This window comes from Paenibacillus sp. FSL R7-0189 (assembly GCF_037969925.1).
GTDB classification, from domain to species: Bacteria; Bacillota; Bacilli; order Paenibacillales; family Paenibacillaceae; genus Paenibacillus_AQ; species Paenibacillus_AQ odorifer.
On the sequence record NZ_CP150223.1, the window covers coordinates 4,416,831 to 4,439,121 of the forward strand.

The window sequence follows — 22,291 nt, forward strand, 5'->3', positions numbered from 1 at the left end:
TTGTCACTCCTTGTTGAAATGAATTATACCCTTATAGTATGTGAAAAAAGTAACATAGTCTAACACATAAAACTTATGGTCGATTGCTAAATCCAATTTGGATTTGTTGCAGGAAGGAAGGCAAGGCCGGGTTTGTATTATTTTTGAGATAACCTGCTTCGATTGCAAAGGTATGGTGTGAATCATCTAAGGGAATTAGCCGGACTTCATCTTGAAGATAAGCGAGCTGATAGTTATCCGGGAAAAAGCCAATCAAATTCTCCGTGATGATATAAAACAATTCTGTCTCCACATCGTCTGCGGTTCGAAGAATGTTCGGCTGATAGCCGTCTTCAATTGCATGCTGGATCATTAGATGATAAGAGTTTCCAATAGCTGTTGGATTCAGCATGACTAGTGGATGTTCATATAACTCCTCTTTGGCGATCGATTCATGATGAAACAGGGGATGGTGGTGACTCACAGCCGCACAATAACGTCCCTTATACAAGGGATAGGTTACAATGTCCTCTTTTCCTTGAAACTCGGAATCAAAGGCAATAGCCACGTCGTAAATCCCTTTTTGCAAGTATTCTGCAATATCTTTTAGCAATACTTTATTCAGTTCCAGCTTAATATTCGGATGATGATCCTGAAACGAGGGAATCAATTTCAACAAACTTTGGATATCCGTCATCGCCGCATATTCGATACTCAAGGATTGCGTATTATACTTTTGAAAGTTTTCCATGCTCATCTTCATATGGTTATATTGCTTCCAGAGGATGAGGGCTTCGCCATAGAAAAGCCATCCGGCTTTGGTTGGCTCAATAGGGATCTGCCTTCTGTCAATCAATTGAATGTTGAATTCCTCTTCAAGCGCGGCGATTTGTTGACTAATGGTGGTCTGCGATACATAGTTCTTTTTAGCTGTTTCCGTAAAATTTCTGCATTCTACGAGATCGATAAAATATTTAATCCTTCTTATGTTCATAGTATCCTCCGCCTGCCGCTGTTTGCTTTTATTATAACCCAGAAAGTGAAAAAGAGAGCCTCGTTTAGAGACCCCCTTTGTTGTACTACTCTTATTTTGTATAGTTATCGAAATAACCTTGAATATAAATCATTGGTGTTCCTTTATCGCCACTACCAGAAGTTAAATCAGATAATGATCCAATCAGGTCAGTTAATCTACGAGGTGTAGTCCCTTGGGCTTCCATCGCACCAACTAGATCATCATTTTTATTCTGGATGTAGTTAGAAATGGCTTGTTTTAACTCTTCACCACGAAGATGAGAGAAGTTGTTATCGGCCAAGTATTTCAATTTTACTTCATTTGGTGTTCCATCAAGTCCGGCAGTGTAAGCAGGGGAGACAACTGGATCTGCGAGCTCCCAGATTTTTCCGACTGGATCTTTGAATGCTCCATCGCCATAAACCATAACTTCTACAGTTTTACCTGTAATTTCTTTGATTTTTGCTTGGATACCATCCACGATAGGCTGGCAGTTGTTTGGAAATAGCTTTACACTTTCTTCTGTAGCTTTGTTTGATCCTAGCAGACCATAAGCTTCGTTAAAGCCGCTGCCATCGATTGATTGTGTAAGAATATCATCCAAACCAAATACTTTTTCAGCACCATTGTTTGTGAGAATGCGTTTGGTTCTGAAGCGAGTGTGAATATCGCAAGTTAATACATTTTTTGTATAGTTTAAAATGGTCTTTGGGTTGTTGGAGAAGATGACTTCACAAGCCACACCTTCAGCTTCAATTAAACCTTTATAATATTCAATATAGTCAACCCCTGTGAATGGGTGCTTAATATAGCCGAAAAACTCACGGAACTGAGCTTCTGTTAATACATCTGTCCATGGATTGATACCTTTAGCATCTAGTTCGTCGATGTCTACAAGGTGGTTTCCTACTTCATCAGCTGGATAGCTTAACATTAGGACTACTTTTTGTGCCCCTTTGGCAATACCGCGTAAGCAGTTAGCAAACCGGTTACGGCTAAGGATTGGAAAAATGACCCCTACGGTTTCTTCGCCGAATTTCCCCTTTATATCAGCAGCAATATTGTCGATCGTTGCATAGTTTCCTTGTGCCCGAGCAACAATGGATTCAGTTACGGTCACAATGTCGCGATCTTCGATCGAAAAACCCTCGACTGTTGCTGCATTCAATACCGTCTGAACTACGATTTCTTCAATATTATCCCCATTGTTAATGATAGGTCCGCGAAGTCCACGTACAACTGTTCCAACTACTCTTTCCAATATGATCTCTCCTCTAATAAGGGTATACTCTATATTATTAAAATGGTTTTAAAGCCTATATTACTATACCCTTTTAGAGCGATATAAGTAAAATTAATGTTTATAATATCTAATATAAAAATGATTTATAGTTAAGGAGGATTACAATTGGCGCGTGTGTTATTTATTAATGGTGGATCAGAGGGACATATCAATCCCACGATTGGCGTTGTGGAAGAGCTTATTTCGCGTGGCGAAGAGGTAGTGTACTTTTGTATAGAAGCTTACAGAGAGCGTATGGAAATGACGGGGGCTACAGTACGAACATTTGACGATCAGAAATTTATACAAGCTTTTATCTCAGGTGGAAGAAATTATGTACTGGAAAGAATCAACGGCCTTTTACTTACGGCAGATATAGTTATTCCAAGCGTTCTTGAACAGATCAAAGGGGAGCATTTTGATTACATCATCCATGATTCTATGTTTGGTTGTGGACGTTTGCTAGCTCAAATTCTTAAGCTTCCGGCCATTAGCTCCTGTACTTCTTTTGCGCAGACAAAAGCAGCATTCGATGACATGTTAGAACGATTTTATACTACAGTCCCTGCAGAAGTAACTAATCCTATAAAGGATAAATTCCAAAGCTTGACGCAAATGGTGAAGGGCAAATATGATGTGGACATCCAATCCCCTTATGAAGTGTTTTGTAATCCTGCCCCACTTACTATCGTTTATACAACTAGGGAGTTTCAACCTGAGGGAGAAGCTTTTGACCCGTCTTATATCTTTGTAGGACCCTCCATCTCTTCACGATTAGCTCCAGAAAAATTCGATCTCATGGCAATTAAGGGGAAAAGTCTAATTTACATTTCACTCGGCACAGTTTTTAACCAAGCCATTGAATACTATAAACTTTGTTTTGAAGCATTGGGGAACACGGAGCACACTATTGTGATGTCAATTGGAGATAAAGTCCAAATCACTGATTTAGGGGAAATTCCGCAAAACTTTTTCGTGAAAAATTATGTTCCACAAACGGATATACTGCAATACACAAAGTTATTTATTACACATGGTGGAATGAACAGTATCAATGAAGGGCTTTATTACAGGGTTCCGCTAATTGTAATTCCACAAAGTGCGGATCAGCCAATAATTGCGAAGCAAGTCGTCCATGTCGGAGCAGGCATTAAGTTACAAATGCAAAGTTTAACTGCAAATCACCTACGAGAAGCCGTAGATCATGTATTAAGCGATTTATCTTATAAAAAAGCTGTCTCCAATATCAGTGAATCGTTTCGGAACTCGGGTGGGTATCGACGAGCTGTTGATGAGATTGTTCGGGGAGGGGGAGTCGTATGAACAAAATGGACCGGTTGTTAGCTATAGTGCTTGAACTGCAGCGTAACAAAATGTTGCGGGCGGAGGATTTGGCTGCTAGGTTTGAAACGAGCGTAAGAACGATCTATCGGGATATTCAGGCACTGAGTGAAGCGGGCGTATCCATTATAGGAGCGCCAGGGCAGGGTTACTCCTTAATCGAGGGGTATTTCCTGCCACCCGTTAGTTTCACGCTGGATGAAGCAGTGACATTGCTTATCGGAACTGATTTTATCGAGCAGCGGTTTGATGCACACTATGGTAATAAGGCTAGAAGTTCTAAAGCAAAGATAGAAGCTATCCTGCCGGAAGCCATCCGCAGTGAAGCATCACAGATTCGCAAAAGTTTTCGTTTATTTGCATCCGTAGAAGATATAGCACCCATACAAGAGAAGGCATGTTTGGAAGCCATTCGTGGAGCGATATTGGAGGGAAGGAAAATAAGATTTCGTTATTCCAAAAGAATCGCCGAAGCCGATGGGAACCGTCAAAGTGTTCGTACGGTTGCTCCTTATGGACTTGTGCTTCATCACGGGTCATGGGTACTCATCGCCTGGTGTGAATTGCGTCAAGACATCCGTCATTTCCGGTTATCCCGAATGAGGGAGCTTATTAATCTGGAAGATGAATTTATACTGCCAGCAGATTTTCATCTGGAGGTATACCAACCTCCTGATGATCGCAACGTTCATGTGCTTATCTTAGTCCAAGCTGACATAGCCGATAAGGTAAGGGAATCAAATAATTTCTATATGGAAACTATTGAGGAGCATGCGGAGGGGTTACTTGTTACTTTTCGCGTTCGCGAGCCAGGGGAATTGCTGCAATGGGTGCTTGGCTGGGGAGGCGGTATGGTTGTGCTGGAGCCCGAATCTTTCCGTGATCAGGTTAGAAATGAAATAGAAATAATGTTAAAACGCTACTGACATAACGCTGTCAGTAGCGTTTTTGTATACTTGGACCATCAATGACTACAGGAGCTGATATATGATGATTACAACAAAAGAAGCCTTACAACGATTTGAAGAAACTGCGACATACTATATTCAAGAATTGGAGCGATTCAATCTGGAGCAGCTGAAGCAAAAGCCGAGTGAAAACGAGTGGTCCATCGGACAGATGTTTCAGCATCTCATTAACTCGGCGCTGTATATGCAGCTTCGTAATATTGATCAATGCCTTGTGCTCGACCAAGATCCCTTAGTAGCTCATGTGGGGAAAACTGAGGATGGTGCGGCTATATTTGCGCAAGGAAGCTTTCCGCCCATTCGTATTCAGGTTCCGCCTTCCGCCCAATATACGCCGGAGCAGCCGGAGAGCAAAGAACAATTAATTCAAGGGTTACGTACAGTCATCCAAAGAATGAGAGAGATCGAACCCTCTCTTGAGAAAGCATCCAAACAAAATACCGTTTCTCACCCGCGATTCGGTGGATTATGCGCGGAGGAATGGTTCCTACTTATTGAAATGCACTATCGTCATCATCTTCTGCAGCTGGAGCGGTTAAACAAAAGAATTGTTGTTTAATTCCATATTTGCACCTAAAGAAGGGTTCATTCAGGTTGTGAAAGGATCATAAAATCAGGAACCGCATTCCAATAAAAAGAGTTGGAATGGTCTTAATTTCCTGAACCAAGCGTGGCCTGAACGTGATTCTTATATTCACTAGGATTAACACCAAAGTGTTTTTTGAATAACCGGGTGAAATAAAATTGATCGTGTATACCGATTTGCGTGGAAATTTCTTTAATGTATGGATTCCCTTTAAGTATTAAATCTGCGGCTTTTTCCATTTTCACAGTATTAATGTAGTGAATGATGCTTTGCCCCACTTCTTCTTTGAAGATTCTGGACAGATAGTTCTCACTTAAGTTGACATGCTTGGCAATCAGAGATAAGGTCAGCTTCTTCTGATAATGTGTGTTGATATAGTCAATCGCTTGTTTAACATCTCTATTGTGTGTAGTTACGATCTGTTGCTTTTGATGGGAGAATAATTGGAACACAAGCTCCATTATAGATAGAACGTCAGTGGTACGTTTACTGCTGGCGATATTTTCTATATAGTTCTTCAAAAGCTTTGGATCCTCGACAATGAGATGGGCATCGCATAAGGGAAGATAATGCAGACAATTTACAATGAACTTTTTGGTTTCAGCAGGATTAATTTGCTTGGATTTACAGATGTCAAGAAATTGCTGAGTTGCTTGAGTAACGGCTTCAACCCCTGAAAGCTTCCAGTTCTGAATTAATTGCGTTGAGAAATCATGTACATCCTCGAAGTCCAGCGTATCCTTTAAATGGACATCCTTTGGATCTATAATCGTTATTTCGTTGTAAAATTGAATTAGCAAGGATTCTTTACATCGTTCTAGGGTTCGTTTTGCTTCAGCATATCCCCGTACAGGATCAGAAAAAACAATGGTAGGGGTGATAGAAATATACATTTTGATTAACCGAATGACCCTCTGGATAAAGTCTGTGCGGATAATTTGATGATCGTCTAAGGTATCACAGGAGATTAGAAGCAGCAGCCCATTAGATTCAAGCTGAATAATTTCCAACTGATCTACGGTCTCCAAGATATCTAAGATGATGTTTTCAATAAAGGATACGGAGATGTGATTTTGTCTTTCGTTATGGGTGGCGTTATTCTGCTCAAAAGTAATGTAGAATAAATAACAGCTGCTTTCGCTGAAAGCGAACGTTATAGCATCATGCTGCTCAAGCTGCCGCACATCGTAATAAGGATCGGTGAAATAATCTTTTAGAAGCGCATTTTTCACACTTTTTAAATTGTGCTGCAATAACTGAGTTTGGGTCTCCTGCTGCTGCCTAGATTGAAGCTGCTCTTGAATTAGCTTCGTAGATTTCTCCAGCAAATAGATCAGATCCCCCGTTTTCATACTAATCTTCAGCATATAATCTACAGCACCAAGCACTAGGGCTTCACGAACTAACTCATACTCCCCGTGGTTGCTCGCCACCAGAATTTTTCCTGCAAACCCTCTGTTATTCAGTTCTTTTATCAGCTGTAAACCATCCATATTAGGCATTTTGAGATCTGTAATGATGATATGGGGATTAAACTTGTCTACAAGTGTTAAGGCTTCAACTCCGTCAGAGGCAGTAGCACAGATCATGTATCCAAGCTCTTCCCATGGAATCATGGTTCTGAGCGCAACTTTAACAATAGGTTCGTCATCCACTAGCATTACATTATACATAGGATACATAGTATCACCCCTTAAGTTCGTATGTTTGTATAGGGATAATCAGGCGGCAGCAGGTTCCATGACCCATAGAGCTTGTGATGAACAGCCCGTAACTCTCACCGTATTGAAGTTTAATGCGATCGGCCACATTTGAAATTCCGATACCCGACAGATTGTCAGCCTTTTCTGATTTGGTGGTGTCAAACCCTTTTCCGTTATCGATGATTTCAATAATAAGGGTATATTCATTTTTTGCGTATACCTTAATTTGGATTAGAACTTTTCCTCCTATATCTGTAACCCCATGAAGAATCGCGTTCTCTGCGATCGGCTGCAGGATGAGCTTGGGGATCATGCTCTGTAATAAAGACTCATCCAAGTCATATTCAATGTCAAACCTGTCGGCATAACGTATTTTTTGAATGGCAAAATAATGATCCAGATTGTTCAGCTCCTGCTTGATGGTGATTTGCTCATCTTGATCGATAATGGTACTACGCAGCAATTCAGCTAGTGAGGAGATGCCGTCGCTAAGGACGGGAACCTGGTTAATCATCGCCAGCCATCGTAAGGAGTTAAGTGTATTAAAAAGAAAGTGAGGATTAATTTGCGATTGCAGCATTTGCAATTCGAGCGAACGTCTTCTTTTCAGATCTTTCTTTTGATCCTTCATCAGCTGTTCCATTCTACTGACCATGCTGTTAATTCTATTGGCCAACACGCCCATTTCATCGTTGCTGTGATCTTCGATCCGACTCGATAGATCACCATAAAAAATTTGGTTGCAGAAGACGATGATTTGTTTGATTGGTTTCAGGATGCTTTTATACAATACGATAATAATTAGAATACACACGACTACAATGATGCTGACAACAATAAGTAGTCCAGTGGTGATTTTACTTGTCTCTGAATTGATATAAGAGAAGGGGACGGTAGAAATCATGTACCAGCCTAATTGATTATTGTTAATATAAGAGATTTGCTGCATTTTTCCATTGACCATGCCTTGGAAGGAATGGTTTTTCTTTGCCTCTTGTGTCTTGATTTGCTTAAAAAGCTCATCTTTATAATAGGGTTCTCCTAGCGGAGTATCCTTTTGATTCGAGGACATTACTTTTCCCTCCCTATTCATAATAAGGAGACTGGAACCTGTACCTAAATCCACACTGGAAAGAATGACTTTTGAAAATAACTCCCCACCAATAAAAACAAACACATGACCTAAGGGAACGCCAATGTCATCTTGATCAAAAATTTTCCGGCCCAGGACAATGGTATTGTAAGCGCGATAGCTTTTTACGTAGTTAAGACTGTCATAAGGGGCATTCAGCTCTACTTGTTTCATAATTTCTTCATACTTAGGATTGGGGATGCCGTCGTAGCCTAATTCATAGATAGGTTGGTTCTTGGCGTCGATGACCCGAACGTTCTGGACATATCCGGGGTAGATGGTTCTATATAAATTGTCCATGGCATGATTAATGGCAGCATTGCTAGGAGCGGGTTCATTTGGTGCTGCCGATAAACGCTCCTGAATAATACTATTGGTAGAAACAGAGCCTGCAAGATATTGATAGTTGTTAAGTTCACTTAACATCGTTCGATTAAGCAGCGTTAAAGCCTGAAATGTGGATTTACTTAATTTATTGTTAATGGATTTGGAGTAAATGGTGTAGGAGTAGAAACCTATAAAGATGATTGGGATCACAGAAACGATTAAGAAAATGACGGTTAAGCGATTTTGAATTTTAACCTTGCGCATGATTTGCGGAGGATTAGGAAAATGCAGCTTCCCTTTACGTCGACTCAGGTGGATGACCTCCCATTCACTATCTTTTACTTACAAGTTAACATAAAAAGAACAATGGAATATATATGCAGCGGCGAAAAGTGAGAATAATCTATGGAATGGATAATATTATCCATTCCGTTAACGGCTAAGTTTACAGGTTATGTGACCCTGATGAATAAGCTTATACGAGCTCGCATTGGAAGATGGATAAGATAATACATAGGTAGGTTTGTATTGTAAATGTAAATATAGCGTAAATCCTTCTATACTTAGATTATTAAAAAAGCGTTTACAAGAATATCTTAAGGAGGGCGTTTATGAAAAAGACTATGAGTACATTATTAGCAGTAATGCTGCTAGGTGTGGGGTTGCTCGGCTGCGGGAACAGCAATAATAAACCTGCTGCCTCTAATGAATCGGATTCAACGAAAGCTGCGAGCACAGCGCAAGCTACAAGTACAACGAACGCCGAGAATACTAAAGAAGAACCTGCTAAAGATTTTGATAACAAGGAACTTAGTATTGCTGTATTCCAAGGGGGATATGGTGCGGATTATTGGAATGAAATTGTCAGCAAATTCGAAAGTACTTATCCAGGTGTGAAAGTGAACATGACGATTAATCCAAAAGTTGGTGAAGTAATCCGGCCGCAGATTGTTGCGGGTAATCCTCCCGACTTCCTGTCTGTTACAGATACAGAGCAAAGTGGCATCGTGCTTTCATTAATTAAAGAAAAAGGACTGCTAGATATCAGCGATGTATTTGAAAGCAAAGCGCTTGATAAAGAGGAGACACTTAAGGACATGATTCTTCCGGGGATGCTGGACAGTACAAGATTTCAGCCTTATCAAGATGGAAAGACGTATCTCGCACCTTTTAATGCTGGACCGATGGGCTTGATTTACAATAAAACACTGTTCGCAGAAAAAGGCTGGAGTGTTCCTGAGACTTGGGAGGAGTTCTTTGCTTTAGGTGATGAGCTGAACAAAGAGGAGAACTACCTGGTTAATGCAGATGGAACTAAAACGAAGCGGGCTTTATTCACTTATCAAGGCATCTATCCGGATTATTTGGAGGAAATTCTCTACCCGGCCATTGCCAGTGCGGGGGGGAAAGAAACGCTGGATAAAGTCTTTGCATATGAAGAAGGTTCATTTAAGAACGACACGATCAAAAAAGTACTGGATATTTTCTATAAAATCTCTAAAGACGGTTATCTGATGGACGGCACGGTTGCCTTGAACCATACACAGTCGCAGACCGATATGATGATGGGTAAAGCTTTGTTTATCGTAAACGGCAACTGGATGGAAAATGAAATGAAGGATTCACCTAGAGAAAATGGGTTTGAATTTGGGATGACAACAGTACCTGTGTTCAATAAAGGTGATCAGAAGTATGTGCTTTCCAGCTACGAGCAATTCTCCATCCCTGCTAAGGCTAAAAATCCTGAGCTCGCTAAGGAATTCTTGAAGTTCCTATATACCGATGAGTCTGTGAAACTATTCGCGGAAAAAGCGAATGGGGCGTATGCGCTTAACGATGCGAAGGAGCTGTCTAAGCCATTTTTAACTAAAGGTGTCTATGACATGTTTGAGGCTTATAATGGTTCCATTTCTATTCTACAGGGCTGGCAATCGTTACCGAAGGGTTCCAAGGTTAGTGTAGTCACTGAAATGTTCAAGAATACGGTCACACCAGTGATGACAGGCCAGATGACCACGGATCAATGGATGGATAATGTGGAAAAAGCTTTTGCACAGATTCGTAAAGAGAAAGCGGCTAGTAAATAATCTATAGTATCTCATGCAAATGCATCCTGTTAGGAATGGATAAGGTTATCTATGAACGGGATGCATTTTGTATGAAGAGGAGTGAGAAAGATGTCTGAAATGCAGCTGGCAGAAGTAGCTCCTAGACAGAGAAAATCAAAGATTAGGACAGCGAAAACCAGAAATCCTAAGCTATTCATAGCGGTATGCACGATTCCTACGCTCTTGTTAACCCTCGTATTTATGATTATTCCAACCTTTCGGGCATTTTTTATGTCTTTTACGGATGCCACCGGGATGAGTGATGAGAACAAGTTTATCTTTTTGGATAACTATAAATATATGTTTCAAGATGAGATGTTCCTCAAAGCTCTGAGCAATACATTTAAACTGATGCTGGTTGTGCCAGTAATTACATTGATTTTTGGGCTGGTGCTTGCTTTTCTATTAACGCAGACGAAGCTGAAGGAAAGAGGATTTTACCGAACCGTATTCTTTTTCCCTAGTATCATCTCTTTGACGGTAGTCGGAATTATCTGGTCCTTTGTGTTTCATCCCAACATGGGCATTTTGAATAATATTCTGGGGAGCATCGGATTAGATCAACTGAGCAGACCTTGGCTTGGAGATAGCCGAACAGCATTGTGGTGTGTAGCCGTTACACTGATCTGGCAAGCGGTTGGTTATTATATGGTCATGTATATCGCTGCGATTGACGGGATTTCTGCGGATGTGTTTGAATCGGCGACTATTGATGGTGCGGGATATTTCCGGAAGCTTACCAGCATTACGATCCCTCTGCTAAAAGATATTATTGGCATTACGTTTGTGTTGTCCCTGGCAGGTACGATTAATTTAAGTTTTATAGTTGTAACTGTAATGACTGGCGGTGGTCCGGCAGGTGGAACTACTGTTTTACTCCACTACATGTACACGCAAGCTTTCCAAAATGCGAACTTTGGTTATGCCATGGCTATTGCTATTTTTACGCTGGTGTTCGCCTTTGTGCTTTCTTTTCTGTCCAGACTACTTACAAATCGAGCAGAAGGGTAGGGGAGAAGGATGACGAGCAATCAACAGAGTCTTATAAAAATGAATATTGCCAACTGGATCACGCGGCTGTTTCTGATTGTAGCCACCATTGTTTTGTTATATCCGTTTGTATGGAATCTCTTAGCTTCATTTAAAAGCAATACGGAATTTCTAACCGACCCCTTCTCCTTACCACAAGCCTTACACTTTGATAACTATGTACGCGCTTTTCAGAAATCCAAGATGGGGAGTTATTTCCTGAACTCTATCTTTCTTGTAATGTTATCCACGGCGATTCTAGTTATTTTTGTAGTTCCTATGGCTTATGTCTTAACGAGATTTAAGTTTTGGGGCTCCAAACTAATCCTTAACCTTTATATGGCCTGTATCTTTCTGCAAGCCTCCTACATTATGGTTCCTTTATTTCTGCAGGTGAATTCATTCGGGATGTTGGACAATCGCGGGATGCTCAGTTTAATCTATGCTGTTCTGCAGTTTCCCTTTGCCATCTTTGTATTAAGTGGATTTCTGCGGTCCGTCCCTAGAGATTATGAAGAAGCCGCTAAGATTGACGGTTGTGGCAACACAGGAGTGCTCGTCAGAATTGTTGCGCCGCTTGCTAAACCGGGCATTGTGACGGTCTGTATGCTGGCAGCGATGGGCTTTTGGAATGAGTATCCGCTGGCATTGGTCTTAATTCAAAGTGATAGCAAAAAAACATTGCCAGTAGGTTTAGCCAATCTTTTTGAGGTTCAACGTTATGCTACAGATTGGAGTGCACTATTTGCCGCGCTGATCCTAGTGCTGATTCCAACAATTCTTTTATATGTGATAGGACAAAAGCAATTGCTCCAAGGAATAAGCGCAGGCGGAATTAAGGGCTGAACAACAAAGACATGGAGGGAAGTTACGTGGACAAAGGAAGATTTACACTGCCTGGTGAAACAGGGATGGAAGAGGTCATAGGTGATCTCGTCGAAAGATGGGGTGTAGATGCCGTACGTGACAGTGATGGCACGAATCTATCGCAGGACATTCTCGACATGGGTCTGCAAATTTATTCAACGCTTTGTCTCGTCCGTGAGGACAACGAGTGGGCGAAGCAGCATCCGCAATATAGACAGCAGATTTATCTGATGTCTGCTCCAGTAATAGTAACTTCAAAGGTGAAGACCATCGATATTATGGCTGATTATTTTGCCGATCAATTTAGTCCTAACACAGATGTGGATATAAAAAAATATTGGCAGGTTGTAAACCGGACTACAGGAGAAGTATTACCTTCTGAATGTTGGAGTTATGCAGAGGGGATTGTCACACTTGAGCAGGCGGTACAATTTCACAAATATACGGTCAGTTTCTTGGCCTACCAGAAATGGGAGCCGGTCTCCATGTACAACCACATCACGAATGATTGGGATGAGGAGCATCGTTTACCGTTGGATATTCGTTATCCCGAGGCTCAAGAACATGTATTGAGGGTGCTGGAAGATTGGCTGAAGAAACATCCCAAGACAGATATCGTACGTTTTACTACCTTCTTTTATAATTTTGATTTGATTTTTAACAAGGAAGGTAAGGAGAAACAAGTGAATTGGTTTGGCTATCTCAGTTGTGTAAGTCCACTTGCGTTAGAGCAATTCGAACAAGCTTATGGGTACCGATTGACTGCAGAAGATTTTGTGGATCAGGGGCGATATAACACACCATTTAAGAACCCGACCCAAAGATATCTGGACTGGATGGACTTCAATCAGAAATTCATCGCAGGTTATGCGAAACAATGTGTAGATATGGTGCATGATTTCGGGAAGAAAGCGATTATGTTTTTTGGAGATCACTGGGCGGGCACAGAGCCTTATGGCAAATATTTTCCGGAGATCGGGCTCGACGCAGTGGTTGGGGCAGCAGGAGATGGCGTTACAACCCGTATGATTGCGGATATACCTATTAAGGATACCGAGGCACGTTTCTATCCTTATTTCTTTCCAGATGTCTTTTTTGAAGGGGGAGACCCTGTCGGAGAGTCCATGCCGATCTGGATCAAATGCCGGCGTGCGCTCATGCGCAAACCAGTTGGCAGGATGGGGTATGGCGGATATTTGAGTCTAGCGCATCAATTCCCGGATTTTATTGATCATGTGACAGAGATTGCGACGCAGTTCAAAGGGATTCATGCTAATGCAGAAGGGACACAGCCTTTTAAAGCTCCTTTTAAAGTAGCGGTTCTGAATACCTGGGGTTCCCTTCGAAGCTGGCAGACACATCAAGTGGCTCATTCTTTATGGAATCAAAGATGTTATTCCTACATAGGGGCATTAGAGTCATTGGCGGGCTTGCCGTTCGACATTGAGTTTATAAGCTTTGATGACATCAGGTTAAGTGGGATTGATCCTAGTATCGGTGTGATTATTAACGCGGGTGATGTCCATACCTCTTGGAGCGGTGGAGATCAATGGAGCGATCCGCAAGTTGTGGCAACACTTCGTGAGTGGGTGGATCAAGGGGGCGGTTTTATTGGGATTGGTGATCCATCAGCTTATGAACATCAAGGGGTTCTTTTTCAACTAGCGGATATTCTAGGGGTTCAGAAGGAGATTGGATTTACAGCAAGCATCAATAAGCCCAAGGTAACGCCTGTGCAGGATCATTTCATAACGGAAGATCTGGAAGGTGAGATCGATTATGGTGAAGGGATGACCATGGTTTATCAAGCGGAGGCCGGAGCAGAAATATTGGATGTGCACCAAGGCAGCTGCAATCTTGCCGTGAATTCATTTGGTCAGGGTCGGGGCGTTTATATCGCTGGACTTCCGTACAGTATTCAGAATACCAGACTACTCAGCCGAGCGATCTTTTGGGCTGCACATCAAGAGGAGCAGTTGTATTCATGGTTCTCAGTGAATCCGAATGTTGAATGTCATGCGTATCCTGAGACGGGTCGATATTGTGCCGTAAATAACACTTCCGAGATCCAAAAGACGACGATCCTGATGGACAATGCCGTGATCCAAGAAATAGAGTTGGGTGGAATGGAAAGTGTGTGGTTTCAATTTGAGATCACACATTAGGAGTCAGCCGTAACTACGGCGAATAATTAGACTTCCGGCCGCTGTTATCTCCAACTTTCCTGAATTGTACCGCTTCGATGGAGTGATTGGGGAATTTCTCCCTGAAATTCCGGGATTTTTGGTCATCAGACTAATAATCAGGGAAAATCTCCCTAAAGTTTAGCTGATTTGATAGCAATTATAGAAATTCCTCTTATTATTAGGGAGGAATTCCCTGATTTCGTTCATTTAGAGCGAATATTGATTATTTTCAGGGAGTTTTTCCCTAATTAGTTTTAGAGCCGTCCCCGCATACTGCATTAACGCAGAAAACACGAACGTTCGCCGCCCCGCATATTGCACATCTCACCGTACAATGTATATTGTTTATCGGCCCCCACAGGTATCATACAAAGCAGATGATCCATCCCCCTCAATGTTTTTGGCAGGTTTTTCTCACTTGGATTGAGATATTCTGGGGTTTCCGTATCTAGAGTATCCGGGACAACTTGCGATAAGCCCGCGGAGAAATCCCCTCATTCGCGGTAAATACCCTGCTGAAATAATGGATATCAGGATAACCAACGTTATCACCGACCTGTTCAATCGGCCAATCCGTTTCGCGCAGCAGCTTGCGTGCTTCCCGATGCCGGATGGAACGGAGATATTCACCAGGAGGCATGCCAGCCACCTCACGAAATAGCTTGGAGAAATGGTCTTCATGCATATTCATGGCACCAGCCATGAATTTATTACTCCAGCGGTCTGCTAGCTTTGAATCCATCTCGTCGATTAAAGCTCTGATCCGCCCGGTATGAACGGAAGATTTGGCTGCATTTCGGGAGCTTTGTGTTCGGAGCAGCGAGGTTAGAATGCCGAGCAGTAACCCCCGACAGACCCATTCATAACCGGCAGGCCGCATCGTAAATTCATGCACGAGCTGTTCCATCGCATGAATACATTCGGGTGGCGGGGTATAAATGGGCTCCTGTGACAATGGCATAAAAGGAGCGGTCACAGCTTCCAAGGCAAACTTCTCGGCCATAACCTCCTCCTCATTGACCAGCATGTCTTCATCGCTTGTAATAATCGATTCCCCAAAAAAATCAAAATGGATCCCAATGAGTTTGGTTTCCGAATCTGACACAATCGCATTCTGATGATATACCCCGGAAGAAAGGAATATCAGTTGTCCTGAATTCAGGATATATTCCTCCGTATCCATTTTTGTTGATAATTTCCCCTGGCGAACATATAGCAGTTCGAAATCATACAATCTTCTTCTTGGAAAGAGGCAAGGTGAGAGGGTTTGGAATTGTGCGTAGTGAATGCCAGGTGACCACTCCCGGGAAGGGACCTGTTTTCTCAGGGGATAACGGGGTTCTTTTTCAGCCACGAATAAACCTCCCATACAGTATAAAATGATTTTTTCAAATAGACCGGAATCGTGCAAAAAATCTCTTGTTCACCTAAATAAATCTAACTTACAATCTATTATAATATAAATAAATCAAGGATATAAGGGTATTTAGGGCAGGATCTTAAAAGACGGAAAATAACAAATTTGAGGAGGATTCAGATGAAAAAGGGAATAAACATTTGGTCGTTTCGCGAAGGTACTGAGATCGAAGAATGTGCACGTCTGGCTAAAGCGGCGGGGTTCGATGGAATTGAATTGTCTTTGAATGAATCGGGTGAACTTGGCCTGCAAACCACTGAGAAAGAAGCTATTAAGATCAGAAATTCCATTCAGGAGATGGGGTTAGAAATTGCAGGACTGGCGACAGGACTATATTGGTCATATGCCATGACAAGTGAATCCGCGGCGAACCGGACGAAGGCTATCGATGTATGTAAAAAACAATTGGAGCTGGCAGCAACACTTGGCGTAGATACGATTCTTGTCATTCCTGGTGCGGTTGGTGTGGATTTTATTGAGGGCTGTGAAGTAGTCGATTATGAAAAAGCTTATGATCGAGCCTTGAAGGCGATCAGTGATCTAGCTCAGGATGCAAAAATGGCGGGTGTTTCTATTGGGATTGAAAATGTGTGGAATAAATTCCTGCTGTCTCCGCTCGAATTACGTTCTTTTATAGATGCTGTAGGCTCCAATTATGTAGGTTCCTATCTGGATGTAGGGAATATCGTTCATTCTGGTTATCCAGAGCAGTGGATACGGATTCTAGGCCATAGAATCAAGAAGGTGCATTTCAAAGATTACCGCCGGGCAGCGGGAGGACTTCATGGATTTGTTGATCTACTTGCTGGGGATGTGGATTATCCTGCTGTTATGGAAGCACTGCAAGAGATCGGCTACAGCAATTATGTTACTGGAGAAATGATACCGCCATACACGCATTATTCGGAGCAAATCATTTTTAATACTTCTGCAGCGATGGATGCTATTTTAGGACGCACTAGTTACTAAGTTTAATAGAGGTGAAGGCTGTGCTCAGAGTGGGGCTGGTGGGCTTTGGATTTATGGGCCGAATGAACTTTGATCAGTATGTTCAATTACAGGAAGACGGCCATCCGATTTCTCTGGTTGCCATTTGTGACCCCCAGATTGAAGTCCTTAAACATACTAAATCCGCGGGAAATATGGACACGGCCCACGAGGTATATGATTTATCCCCTTACAACCTTTATGAGAATTTGGAGCATATGCTCGAAAAAGAAGAACTAGATGCTATTAGCCTTGCAGTACCTACGTACTTGCATGCTGAAATGGCTTGTTCGCTGCTGGAACGAGGGTATCATGTGTTCTGTGAAAAGCCGATGGCGAGACATTCCGCAGAAGCTTGGAAGATGGTAGCGGCGGCGCAAAGCAGCGGAAAAAAATTGCTGATTGGCCATTGTCTTCGCTTCTGGCCGGGATATGAATATTTGAAGGGGATCATAGCTAGCGGTGAGTTCGGTGAAGTGACAGAGGCTTATTTTTACCGGGGTTCCGGTGCTCCTAAAGGGTGGCTGGTCAATGATGAGCTAAGTGGTGGCTGTATGCTGGATATGCATGTACACGATACGGACATCATCCATCACTTATTCGGAAAACCGGATAAAGTATCAACGCTTGGGCGGAAGGTTTTACCGGGAAGTGGCTATGATATCGTCTCCACTCATTATTTTTATCAGGATGGAAAAGTGGTCAATGCCCAAGCGGACTGGACACTGGAAGGCGACTTTGGTTTTTACATGGGCTATCGGATTAATTTTGAACGGGGGAATGTAGTCTTCGATGGCGCGGAAGTTAAGGTGAATCCTAATTGTCAACCGGGGTTCATTGCGAAGCTTTCTTCGCATACCGGATATTACAGAGAGTTGGTATATTTCTTAAAAGTCATTCAGAACGATGAGCCAGTGACCCTATGTATGCCTGAAAGTGCGGCTCAGTCCATAGAAATCATCGAGGCTGAAATCCAATCGGCTGATCAGGAAGGTACCTGGATACGGATACGTTAAGTGCCATATTTTTAGTAAAGGAGACTTCACGATGTTGAAAATAGGTTTGATCGGTTTTGGATTTATGGGCCGGATGCATTTTGATAATTATGTGCGCTTAACGGAAGAGGGGCAGCCCATTGCCCTTAAAGCCATCTGTGATTTGCGAATTGAGGAATTAAAGGATGGAAAAGCAGCCGGGAATATGAGCACTGCCCAGGAAGTCTATGATTTGTCAGCTTACAATCTATACGATGATCTGGAGAAAATGATAGCCAGTGAGGAACTGGATATGATCGACATTGCGGTTCCTACTTATCTGCATGCGGAAATGACTTGTTCGCTGCTGGAACGTGGATATCATGTATTTTGTGAGAAACCGATGGCCAGAACTTCCGCACAAGCGCTGAAAATGGTGGAGACGGCAGTCCGCTGTGGGAAAAAACTGATGATCGGACATTGTCTCCGTTTTTGGCCGGGGTATGAATATTTAAAAGAAGTGATAGAGAGCGGGCAGTTCGGTCAGGTCACGGAAGGGTGTTTTTACAGGGGATCTGGTGCTCCTAAGGATTGGTTTCTTGATGAGACACTAAGCGGTGGAGGCATTATGGATATGCATATTCACGATACGGATATGATTAACTATCTGTTCGGCAGACCGGATAAAGTATCATCCTTAGGACGTAATGTCCTTCCGGGAAGCGGATATGATATCGCATCGACTCACTATTTTTATAAGGATGCAAAAGTAATTAATGCTCAGGTGGATTGGACGCTGGAAGGTGATTTTGGGTTTTACATGGGGTATCGGGTTAATTTTGAACGAGGAAATATAGTGTTTGACGGCAGCGAGGTCAAGGTCAATCCGAATGACAGGGCAGGCTATATAGCGGAACTTTCGCCGGATGTTGGCTACTATAGAGAGCTTGTATATTTTCTGAATGTCATTATCCAGGATAAGCCTATCATTATTTGTACGCCAGAGAGTACAGCGGAGTCTCTAAGAATCGTGGAAGCAGAAATGAAGTCAGCGGATGCTGAAGGCGAATGGATCGTGCTAGATTAGTTGTGTGCAGAGTGAGTAAGGACGTGAGCTGGAAGAGGATCATTCACAATGACCTTTTTCCAGTTCACGTCCTTTTGTCATCGCTGAAATTTGGTATTGTCTCTTGCATAATGGGATACTGATCCGTCATATCTTCTCAGCCGTACTTGTTCATCAGAGAACAGTTCAACAATTCCTGAAGCAACCTCTGAATACATTCCATCAGGATCAAGCTGTAGCGCAGAAATATAGGTTTGGGATAAGGCAGCTATAAAAAAATCAATGTTTTTCACTAGTGTTTGTGGCATGTTATTCCCTCCGGTGACATCTTGTACATGATGATATATTAAACCATAGGAGTTATTTTACCATGATTTATCGTTGAGTTTTAGGAAGAATTCTTTGGTAAAAGTCGAAAATATGAGAAATTTGGTTGAAATTGTATTTAAGATCATCTTTAATGAAACAAAGAGGGGAATTTTACCACTCTAAATAAATTAAGGGGATTACATAATGAAAGACTATGAAGTGCTGGAAATTAACAAAAAGAGTTTTTTTAAAACGACTATCTATTTTATGATCATTCCTACACTGCTATTGTTTATAGTAGGTTTAGGGATGGTGGTGATCGGGCTTATCATTAAAGAGACGTTTATGGTTGTTATGGGTATCCCTTATTTGATTATGCCGGTTATTTTGATACTCATTTATGGATTGGTGGGTATGCTGGTAGCGCTGGTATATAACAAGCTGGCGAAGAGATTCGGAGGTCTAGAATTGAAAATAGTGGAGAAAAACCCTCCGGTTGAAGCAAACTATTTACCATAACCCGAAGTTATTAAAGGGCAGGTATTGCGATGATTTCGCTACCTGTCCTTTTTTATCTTTTTAATTTGAAAAGAAACCGGGGAATGGATATGATTTGGATAATGAAAGGATGATTGCCAGATGACGGAACAGACACAAAGAGCCAAGGAGCTGTACATTCAGTTTTTGGGTCATTTTTTAAATATGCATAAAGCAGGAGTGCTTAAGGAGTACAAGAGTTTTGAAATTCCAAGAGAAGTGGAGCTGGAATGGCTGCAGGAATGGGCCACGGAGCAAGTCAAGCAGTTGTCGATACGGGACTGGGATGCGATTACGATACTGGAATCCATCTCGCGGAATTATCAGGATAGCTGGATTGTGGAAAAAGTGGCTTCTTTTGCTTCGCGGAATATAATGAGCGCCGATAGTTTGGTTAGACTGATTTATGCGGAAAAAATGCTTGAAATCATTCGTTCTCATAATCAAGTGATCACAAAAGAACTGTTATTTCAAGGATGTAAGGTTGCTGTTCAAATCCTCGAGGATGTAATCTCACAGCCGCTGGTCATTGATCCTGGACACGAACTTAAAGAACATAACCTTAAAGATAAACGTGCGTTAAACAGTCGAGCCCAACAAGGGATTGAAGAGGTAAAGGTACTAATTAATTCTTAGCTGCCAAAGTTGACATACTGTTGTCAAATTGGGTGTGCTACGATTTCCTGACAGAATCACGTTTGCTGATCTAAAGATGAAAATGAGGGATTATCGAATGGCTGAACCTTTAAAAGCAATGTACAATGAACAATTTCTGCGTGAGTTCGCCGAAAAGATTCGTGGCGTACATAGTGTCTTCGATACTGAGGCATTTGTAAGCTCAGCCATGACTGAACCGTGGGATACGCTTGAGCTGAAGGCAAGAATGCGGCGGATCACCGAGACGTTGGGCAGCCACTTACAGCTTCCTTATGAGGAAGCGCTGGCTATCCTATTCGCCATTGCTGAGGAATGTGTAGGATTTCCGTATTTAATTTTTCCGGATTTCGTTGAGGTATATGGCCAAGGAGACGAACATTGGGAGTTGTCTATGCAGGCGCTGGAAAGATTCACAACGAAATCATCGGCTGAATTTGCAGTTAGGCCGTTTCTTTTGCGGGAACCAGAGCGGATGATGGCTCAAATGCAGATATGGGCGAAGCACCCTGATGAGCATGTACGTAGGCTGGCTAGTGAAGGCTGTCGGCCTCGTTTGCCTTGGGGACAGGCGCTCCCCATGTTCAAGCTTGACCCAGCTCCGGTATTACCTGTACTTGAGCAGCTTAAGGCGGATACATCCCTGTATGTGCGTAAAAGTGTCGCTAATAATTTGAATGATATTGCGAAGGATCATCCGGAAGTGGTGCTCGATACCGCTCGGCGCTGGAAGGGAACACATCCCGATACAGACTGGATTGTGCGGCACGGCTGCCGTTCTTTGATTCGTAAAGCTGAGCCAGAGATTATGGCTTTATTCGGATACGCAGAGCAGACAGACGGAGCTACTCCACTTATAACGAGTGCTTCAATTCTATTGGAACCTTCTATCCTGACCATTGGCGAAAGCTCTGAATTACAGTATAAGCTTCAAGTTCGTGAGGGGGCTCCGGCACGGATTCGGATTGAATACGGAATCTATTTCGTGAAAGCGGCAGGTCGAACCTCTCGTAAATCTTTTTTGTTATCGGATAAGACCGTACCTGGAGGTACAATTCTGTCTGGTAAACGGACACATCGTTGGGCTGATTTAACAACTCGGCGTCATTATCCAGGAGAGCACCGGATTGTGCTGCTGGTAAATGGGCGAGAAGTGGCGGAAGTGGCGTTAGAACTTAAAGGGAGTGCTAATATATGAAAAAAGAAGTTTTGATGTTTCTATCCAATGGCTACGCTGATTGGGAAAGCGGATATATTAGTGCCGAACTAAATAAGCCGGAGAGTGAATTTAAAGTAAGCACAGTTGCTTTAACTAGCGACAATGTCAAATCTATGGGTGGATTTACTGTTGTACCTGACTATACTTTAGACAGTTTACCTGTTCAGTATGAAATGTTAATTTTAATCGGGGGCACAGGCTGGAAAGATAATTCAGCTATTACTCCAGTGATTGAAAAATGTTTGCAGGAGAGTGTACCTATTGCCGCTATATGTGACGCTACAACTTTTTTGGCTGAACATGGCTATTTAGACAACATACCGCATACCGGAAATTCATTGGATTATTTAAAACAAAACGCTCCTAATTATAAAGGAGATGCAAATTATATAGAAAAACAGGCAGTTTCGAGTGAACATATCATTACTGCTAATGGTACGGCTGCTTTAGAATTTGCAAGGGAAGTTATGAAGAAGTTAGAGGGTTTCCCAATCGAAACCGTCGAGGGATGGTACAATTTTTTCAAAGATGGTTTTTATCAAGAATAAAAATGTATATAAAAAAGGTGGTCTCAAGTCTTAACGACTTCAGATCACCTTTTTGGG

The 22,291-nt window shown here is 42.2% G+C and carries 20 protein-coding genes; 14 read left to right on the top strand and 6 right to left on the bottom strand.

All coding sequences use genetic code 11. From position 1 onward, the window contains the following. Positions 1-73: 73 nt before the first annotated feature. The gene (locus MKY63_RS19120) at positions 74-973 is read right to left on the bottom strand and encodes a LysR family transcriptional regulator (protein ID WP_339809637.1); all 900 of its coding nucleotides are present in this window, start codon (positions 971-973) and stop codon (positions 74-76) included. 91 nt (positions 974-1,064) lie between these two features. Next, a complete protein-coding gene (locus MKY63_RS19125; protein WP_339809639.1) occupies positions 1,065-2,255 on the bottom strand; it encodes a coenzyme F420-0:L-glutamate ligase in 1,191 nt (396 codons plus the stop codon). A gap of 147 nt (positions 2,256-2,402) precedes the next feature. On the opposite strand from MKY63_RS19125, the gene MKY63_RS19130 reads away from it, so the two are divergent. The 3 genes from MKY63_RS19130 (at position 2,403) to MKY63_RS19140 (ending at position 5,144) form a co-directional block, all read left to right on the top strand. Further along, positions 2,403-3,599 carry a macrolide family glycosyltransferase gene (locus tag MKY63_RS19130; RefSeq protein ID WP_076148253.1) on the top strand — a complete coding sequence of 399 codons (1,197 nt, stop codon included), beginning with the start codon at positions 2,403-2,405 and terminating at the stop codon, positions 3,597-3,599. Next, positions 3,596-4,543: a YafY family protein gene (locus MKY63_RS19135; RefSeq protein WP_038572601.1), complete on the top strand. Its 948-nt coding sequence runs from the start codon at positions 3,596-3,598 to the stop codon at positions 4,541-4,543. Before MKY63_RS19130 ends, MKY63_RS19135 begins: the two co-directional genes overlap by 4 nt. Positions 4,544-4,610: 67 nt before the next feature. Further along, a complete protein-coding gene (locus MKY63_RS19140) occupies positions 4,611-5,144 on the top strand; it encodes a DinB family protein (protein ID WP_038574709.1) in 534 nt (177 codons plus the stop codon). 92 nt (positions 5,145-5,236) lie between these two features. Here MKY63_RS19140 and MKY63_RS19145 read toward each other — a convergent pair whose 3' ends face one another. Together MKY63_RS19145 and MKY63_RS19150 are read right to left on the bottom strand one after the other, a co-directional pair. Beyond that, positions 5,237-6,853 (bottom strand): response regulator, encoded by a 1,617-nt coding sequence (locus MKY63_RS19145; protein WP_339279389.1) that lies wholly within the window; start codon positions 6,851-6,853, stop codon positions 5,237-5,239. Between the two features lie 4 nt (positions 6,854-6,857). Continuing rightward, positions 6,858-8,597: a sensor histidine kinase gene (locus tag MKY63_RS19150; protein WP_036683043.1), complete on the bottom strand. Its 1,740-nt coding sequence runs from the start codon at positions 8,595-8,597 to the stop codon at positions 6,858-6,860. Positions 8,598-8,944: 347 nt separating this feature from the next. Here MKY63_RS19150 and MKY63_RS19155 point away from each other — a divergent pair, with 347 nt between their 5' ends. The 4 genes from MKY63_RS19155 to gnpA all read left to right on the top strand — a co-directional run bounded on the left by MKY63_RS19155 (position 8,945) and on the right by gnpA (position 14,502). Continuing rightward, a complete protein-coding gene (locus tag MKY63_RS19155) occupies positions 8,945-10,420 on the top strand; it encodes a carbohydrate ABC transporter substrate-binding protein (RefSeq protein WP_036683041.1) in 1,476 nt (491 codons plus the stop codon). Between the two features lie 90 nt (positions 10,421-10,510). Beyond that, positions 10,511-11,452, top strand: a complete 942-nt coding sequence (locus tag MKY63_RS19160; protein WP_244886367.1) for a sugar ABC transporter permease — start codon at positions 10,511-10,513, stop codon at positions 11,450-11,452. A 9-nt stretch (positions 11,453-11,461) separates the two neighbouring features. Then, the gene (locus MKY63_RS19165) at positions 11,462-12,316 is read left to right on the top strand and encodes a carbohydrate ABC transporter permease (RefSeq protein WP_081384465.1); all 855 of its coding nucleotides are present in this window, start codon (positions 11,462-11,464) and stop codon (positions 12,314-12,316) included. A 26-nt stretch (positions 12,317-12,342) separates the two neighbouring features. Beyond that, positions 12,343-14,502: a 1,3-beta-galactosyl-N-acetylhexosamine phosphorylase gene (gnpA, locus tag MKY63_RS19170; RefSeq protein ID WP_339809640.1), complete on the top strand. Its 2,160-nt coding sequence runs from the start codon at positions 12,343-12,345 to the stop codon at positions 14,500-14,502. Between the two features lie 469 nt (positions 14,503-14,971). Here gnpA and MKY63_RS19175 read toward each other — a convergent pair whose 3' ends face one another. Continuing rightward, positions 14,972-15,877: an AraC family transcriptional regulator gene (locus tag MKY63_RS19175; protein ID WP_076098612.1), complete on the bottom strand. Its 906-nt coding sequence runs from the start codon at positions 15,875-15,877 to the stop codon at positions 14,972-14,974. Between the two features lie 183 nt (positions 15,878-16,060). On the opposite strand from MKY63_RS19175, the gene MKY63_RS19180 reads away from it, so the two are divergent. Genes MKY63_RS19180 through MKY63_RS19190 form a run of 3 tightly spaced genes read left to right on the top strand, consistent with a single transcriptional unit; the run spans position 16,061 to position 18,988 of the window. Beyond that, on the top strand, positions 16,061-16,909 hold the full coding sequence (locus MKY63_RS19180; RefSeq protein WP_076104352.1) for a sugar phosphate isomerase/epimerase family protein: 849 nt from the start codon (positions 16,061-16,063) through the stop codon (positions 16,907-16,909). Positions 16,910-16,929: 20 nt separating this feature from the next. Next, on the top strand, positions 16,930-17,943 hold the full coding sequence (locus MKY63_RS19185) for a Gfo/Idh/MocA family oxidoreductase (RefSeq protein WP_076146737.1): 1,014 nt from the start codon (positions 16,930-16,932) through the stop codon (positions 17,941-17,943). Between the two features lie 31 nt (positions 17,944-17,974). Then, positions 17,975-18,988, top strand: coding sequence for a Gfo/Idh/MocA family oxidoreductase (locus MKY63_RS19190; protein ID WP_339809644.1), 1,014 nt, complete (start codon positions 17,975-17,977; stop codon positions 18,986-18,988). Between the two features lie 77 nt (positions 18,989-19,065). Here the strand turns inward: MKY63_RS19190 and MKY63_RS19195 are convergent, their stop codons facing one another. Further along, complete coding sequence (locus MKY63_RS19195) at positions 19,066-19,275, bottom strand: hypothetical protein (RefSeq protein ID WP_036683023.1); 210 nt, start codon at positions 19,273-19,275, stop codon at positions 19,066-19,068. Between the two features lie 205 nt (positions 19,276-19,480). Here MKY63_RS19195 and MKY63_RS19200 point away from each other — a divergent pair, with 205 nt between their 5' ends. The 4 genes from MKY63_RS19200 to MKY63_RS19215 all read left to right on the top strand — a co-directional run bounded on the left by MKY63_RS19200 (position 19,481) and on the right by MKY63_RS19215 (position 22,234). Then, positions 19,481-19,795, top strand: coding sequence for a hypothetical protein (locus MKY63_RS19200; protein WP_036683022.1), 315 nt, complete (start codon positions 19,481-19,483; stop codon positions 19,793-19,795). A 120-nt stretch (positions 19,796-19,915) separates the two neighbouring features. Beyond that, positions 19,916-20,449: a hypothetical protein gene (locus tag MKY63_RS19205; RefSeq protein ID WP_339809647.1), complete on the top strand. Its 534-nt coding sequence runs from the start codon at positions 19,916-19,918 to the stop codon at positions 20,447-20,449. A 97-nt stretch (positions 20,450-20,546) separates the two neighbouring features. Further along, positions 20,547-21,665: a hypothetical protein gene (locus MKY63_RS19210; RefSeq protein ID WP_339809649.1), complete on the top strand. Its 1,119-nt coding sequence runs from the start codon at positions 20,547-20,549 to the stop codon at positions 21,663-21,665. Then, a complete protein-coding gene (locus MKY63_RS19215; RefSeq protein ID WP_038572592.1) occupies positions 21,662-22,234 on the top strand; it encodes a type 1 glutamine amidotransferase family protein in 573 nt (190 codons plus the stop codon). Before MKY63_RS19210 ends, MKY63_RS19215 begins: the two co-directional genes overlap by 4 nt. Positions 22,235-22,291: the final 57 nt, after the last annotated feature.

What these genes read in the sequence shown, in the direction of transcription:
- MKY63_RS19190 (WP_339809644.1), top strand. Translation starts at nt 17,975, where the DNA reads ATGTTGAAAATAGGTTTGATCGGTTTTGGATTTATGGGCCGGATGCAT.
- MKY63_RS19120 (WP_339809637.1), bottom strand. Translation starts at nt 973, where the DNA reads ATGAACATAAGAAGGATTAAATATTTTATCGATCTCGTAGAATGCAGA.
- MKY63_RS19205 (WP_339809647.1), top strand. Translation starts at nt 19,916, where the DNA reads ATGACGGAACAGACACAAAGAGCCAAGGAGCTGTACATTCAGTTTTTG.
- MKY63_RS19160 (WP_244886367.1), top strand. Translation starts at nt 10,511, where the DNA reads ATGTCTGAAATGCAGCTGGCAGAAGTAGCTCCTAGACAGAGAAAATCA.
- MKY63_RS19150 (WP_036683043.1), bottom strand. Translation starts at nt 8,597, where the DNA reads ATGCGCAAGGTTAAAATTCAAAATCGCTTAACCGTCATTTTCTTAATC.
- MKY63_RS19135 (WP_038572601.1), top strand. Translation starts at nt 3,596, where the DNA reads ATGAACAAAATGGACCGGTTGTTAGCTATAGTGCTTGAACTGCAGCGT.
- MKY63_RS19180 (WP_076104352.1), top strand. Translation starts at nt 16,061, where the DNA reads ATGAAAAAGGGAATAAACATTTGGTCGTTTCGCGAAGGTACTGAGATC.
- MKY63_RS19215 (WP_038572592.1), top strand. Translation starts at nt 21,662, where the DNA reads ATGAAAAAAGAAGTTTTGATGTTTCTATCCAATGGCTACGCTGATTGG.
- MKY63_RS19200 (WP_036683022.1), top strand. Translation starts at nt 19,481, where the DNA reads ATGAAAGACTATGAAGTGCTGGAAATTAACAAAAAGAGTTTTTTTAAA.
- MKY63_RS19145 (WP_339279389.1), bottom strand. Translation starts at nt 6,853, where the DNA reads ATGTATCCTATGTATAATGTAATGCTAGTGGATGACGAACCTATTGTT.
- MKY63_RS19195 (WP_036683023.1), bottom strand. Translation starts at nt 19,275, where the DNA reads ATGCCACAAACACTAGTGAAAAACATTGATTTTTTTATAGCTGCCTTA.
- MKY63_RS19155 (WP_036683041.1), top strand. Translation starts at nt 8,945, where the DNA reads ATGAAAAAGACTATGAGTACATTATTAGCAGTAATGCTGCTAGGTGTG.
- MKY63_RS19165 (WP_081384465.1), top strand. Translation starts at nt 11,462, where the DNA reads ATGACGAGCAATCAACAGAGTCTTATAAAAATGAATATTGCCAACTGG.
- MKY63_RS19210 (WP_339809649.1), top strand. Translation starts at nt 20,547, where the DNA reads ATGGCTGAACCTTTAAAAGCAATGTACAATGAACAATTTCTGCGTGAG.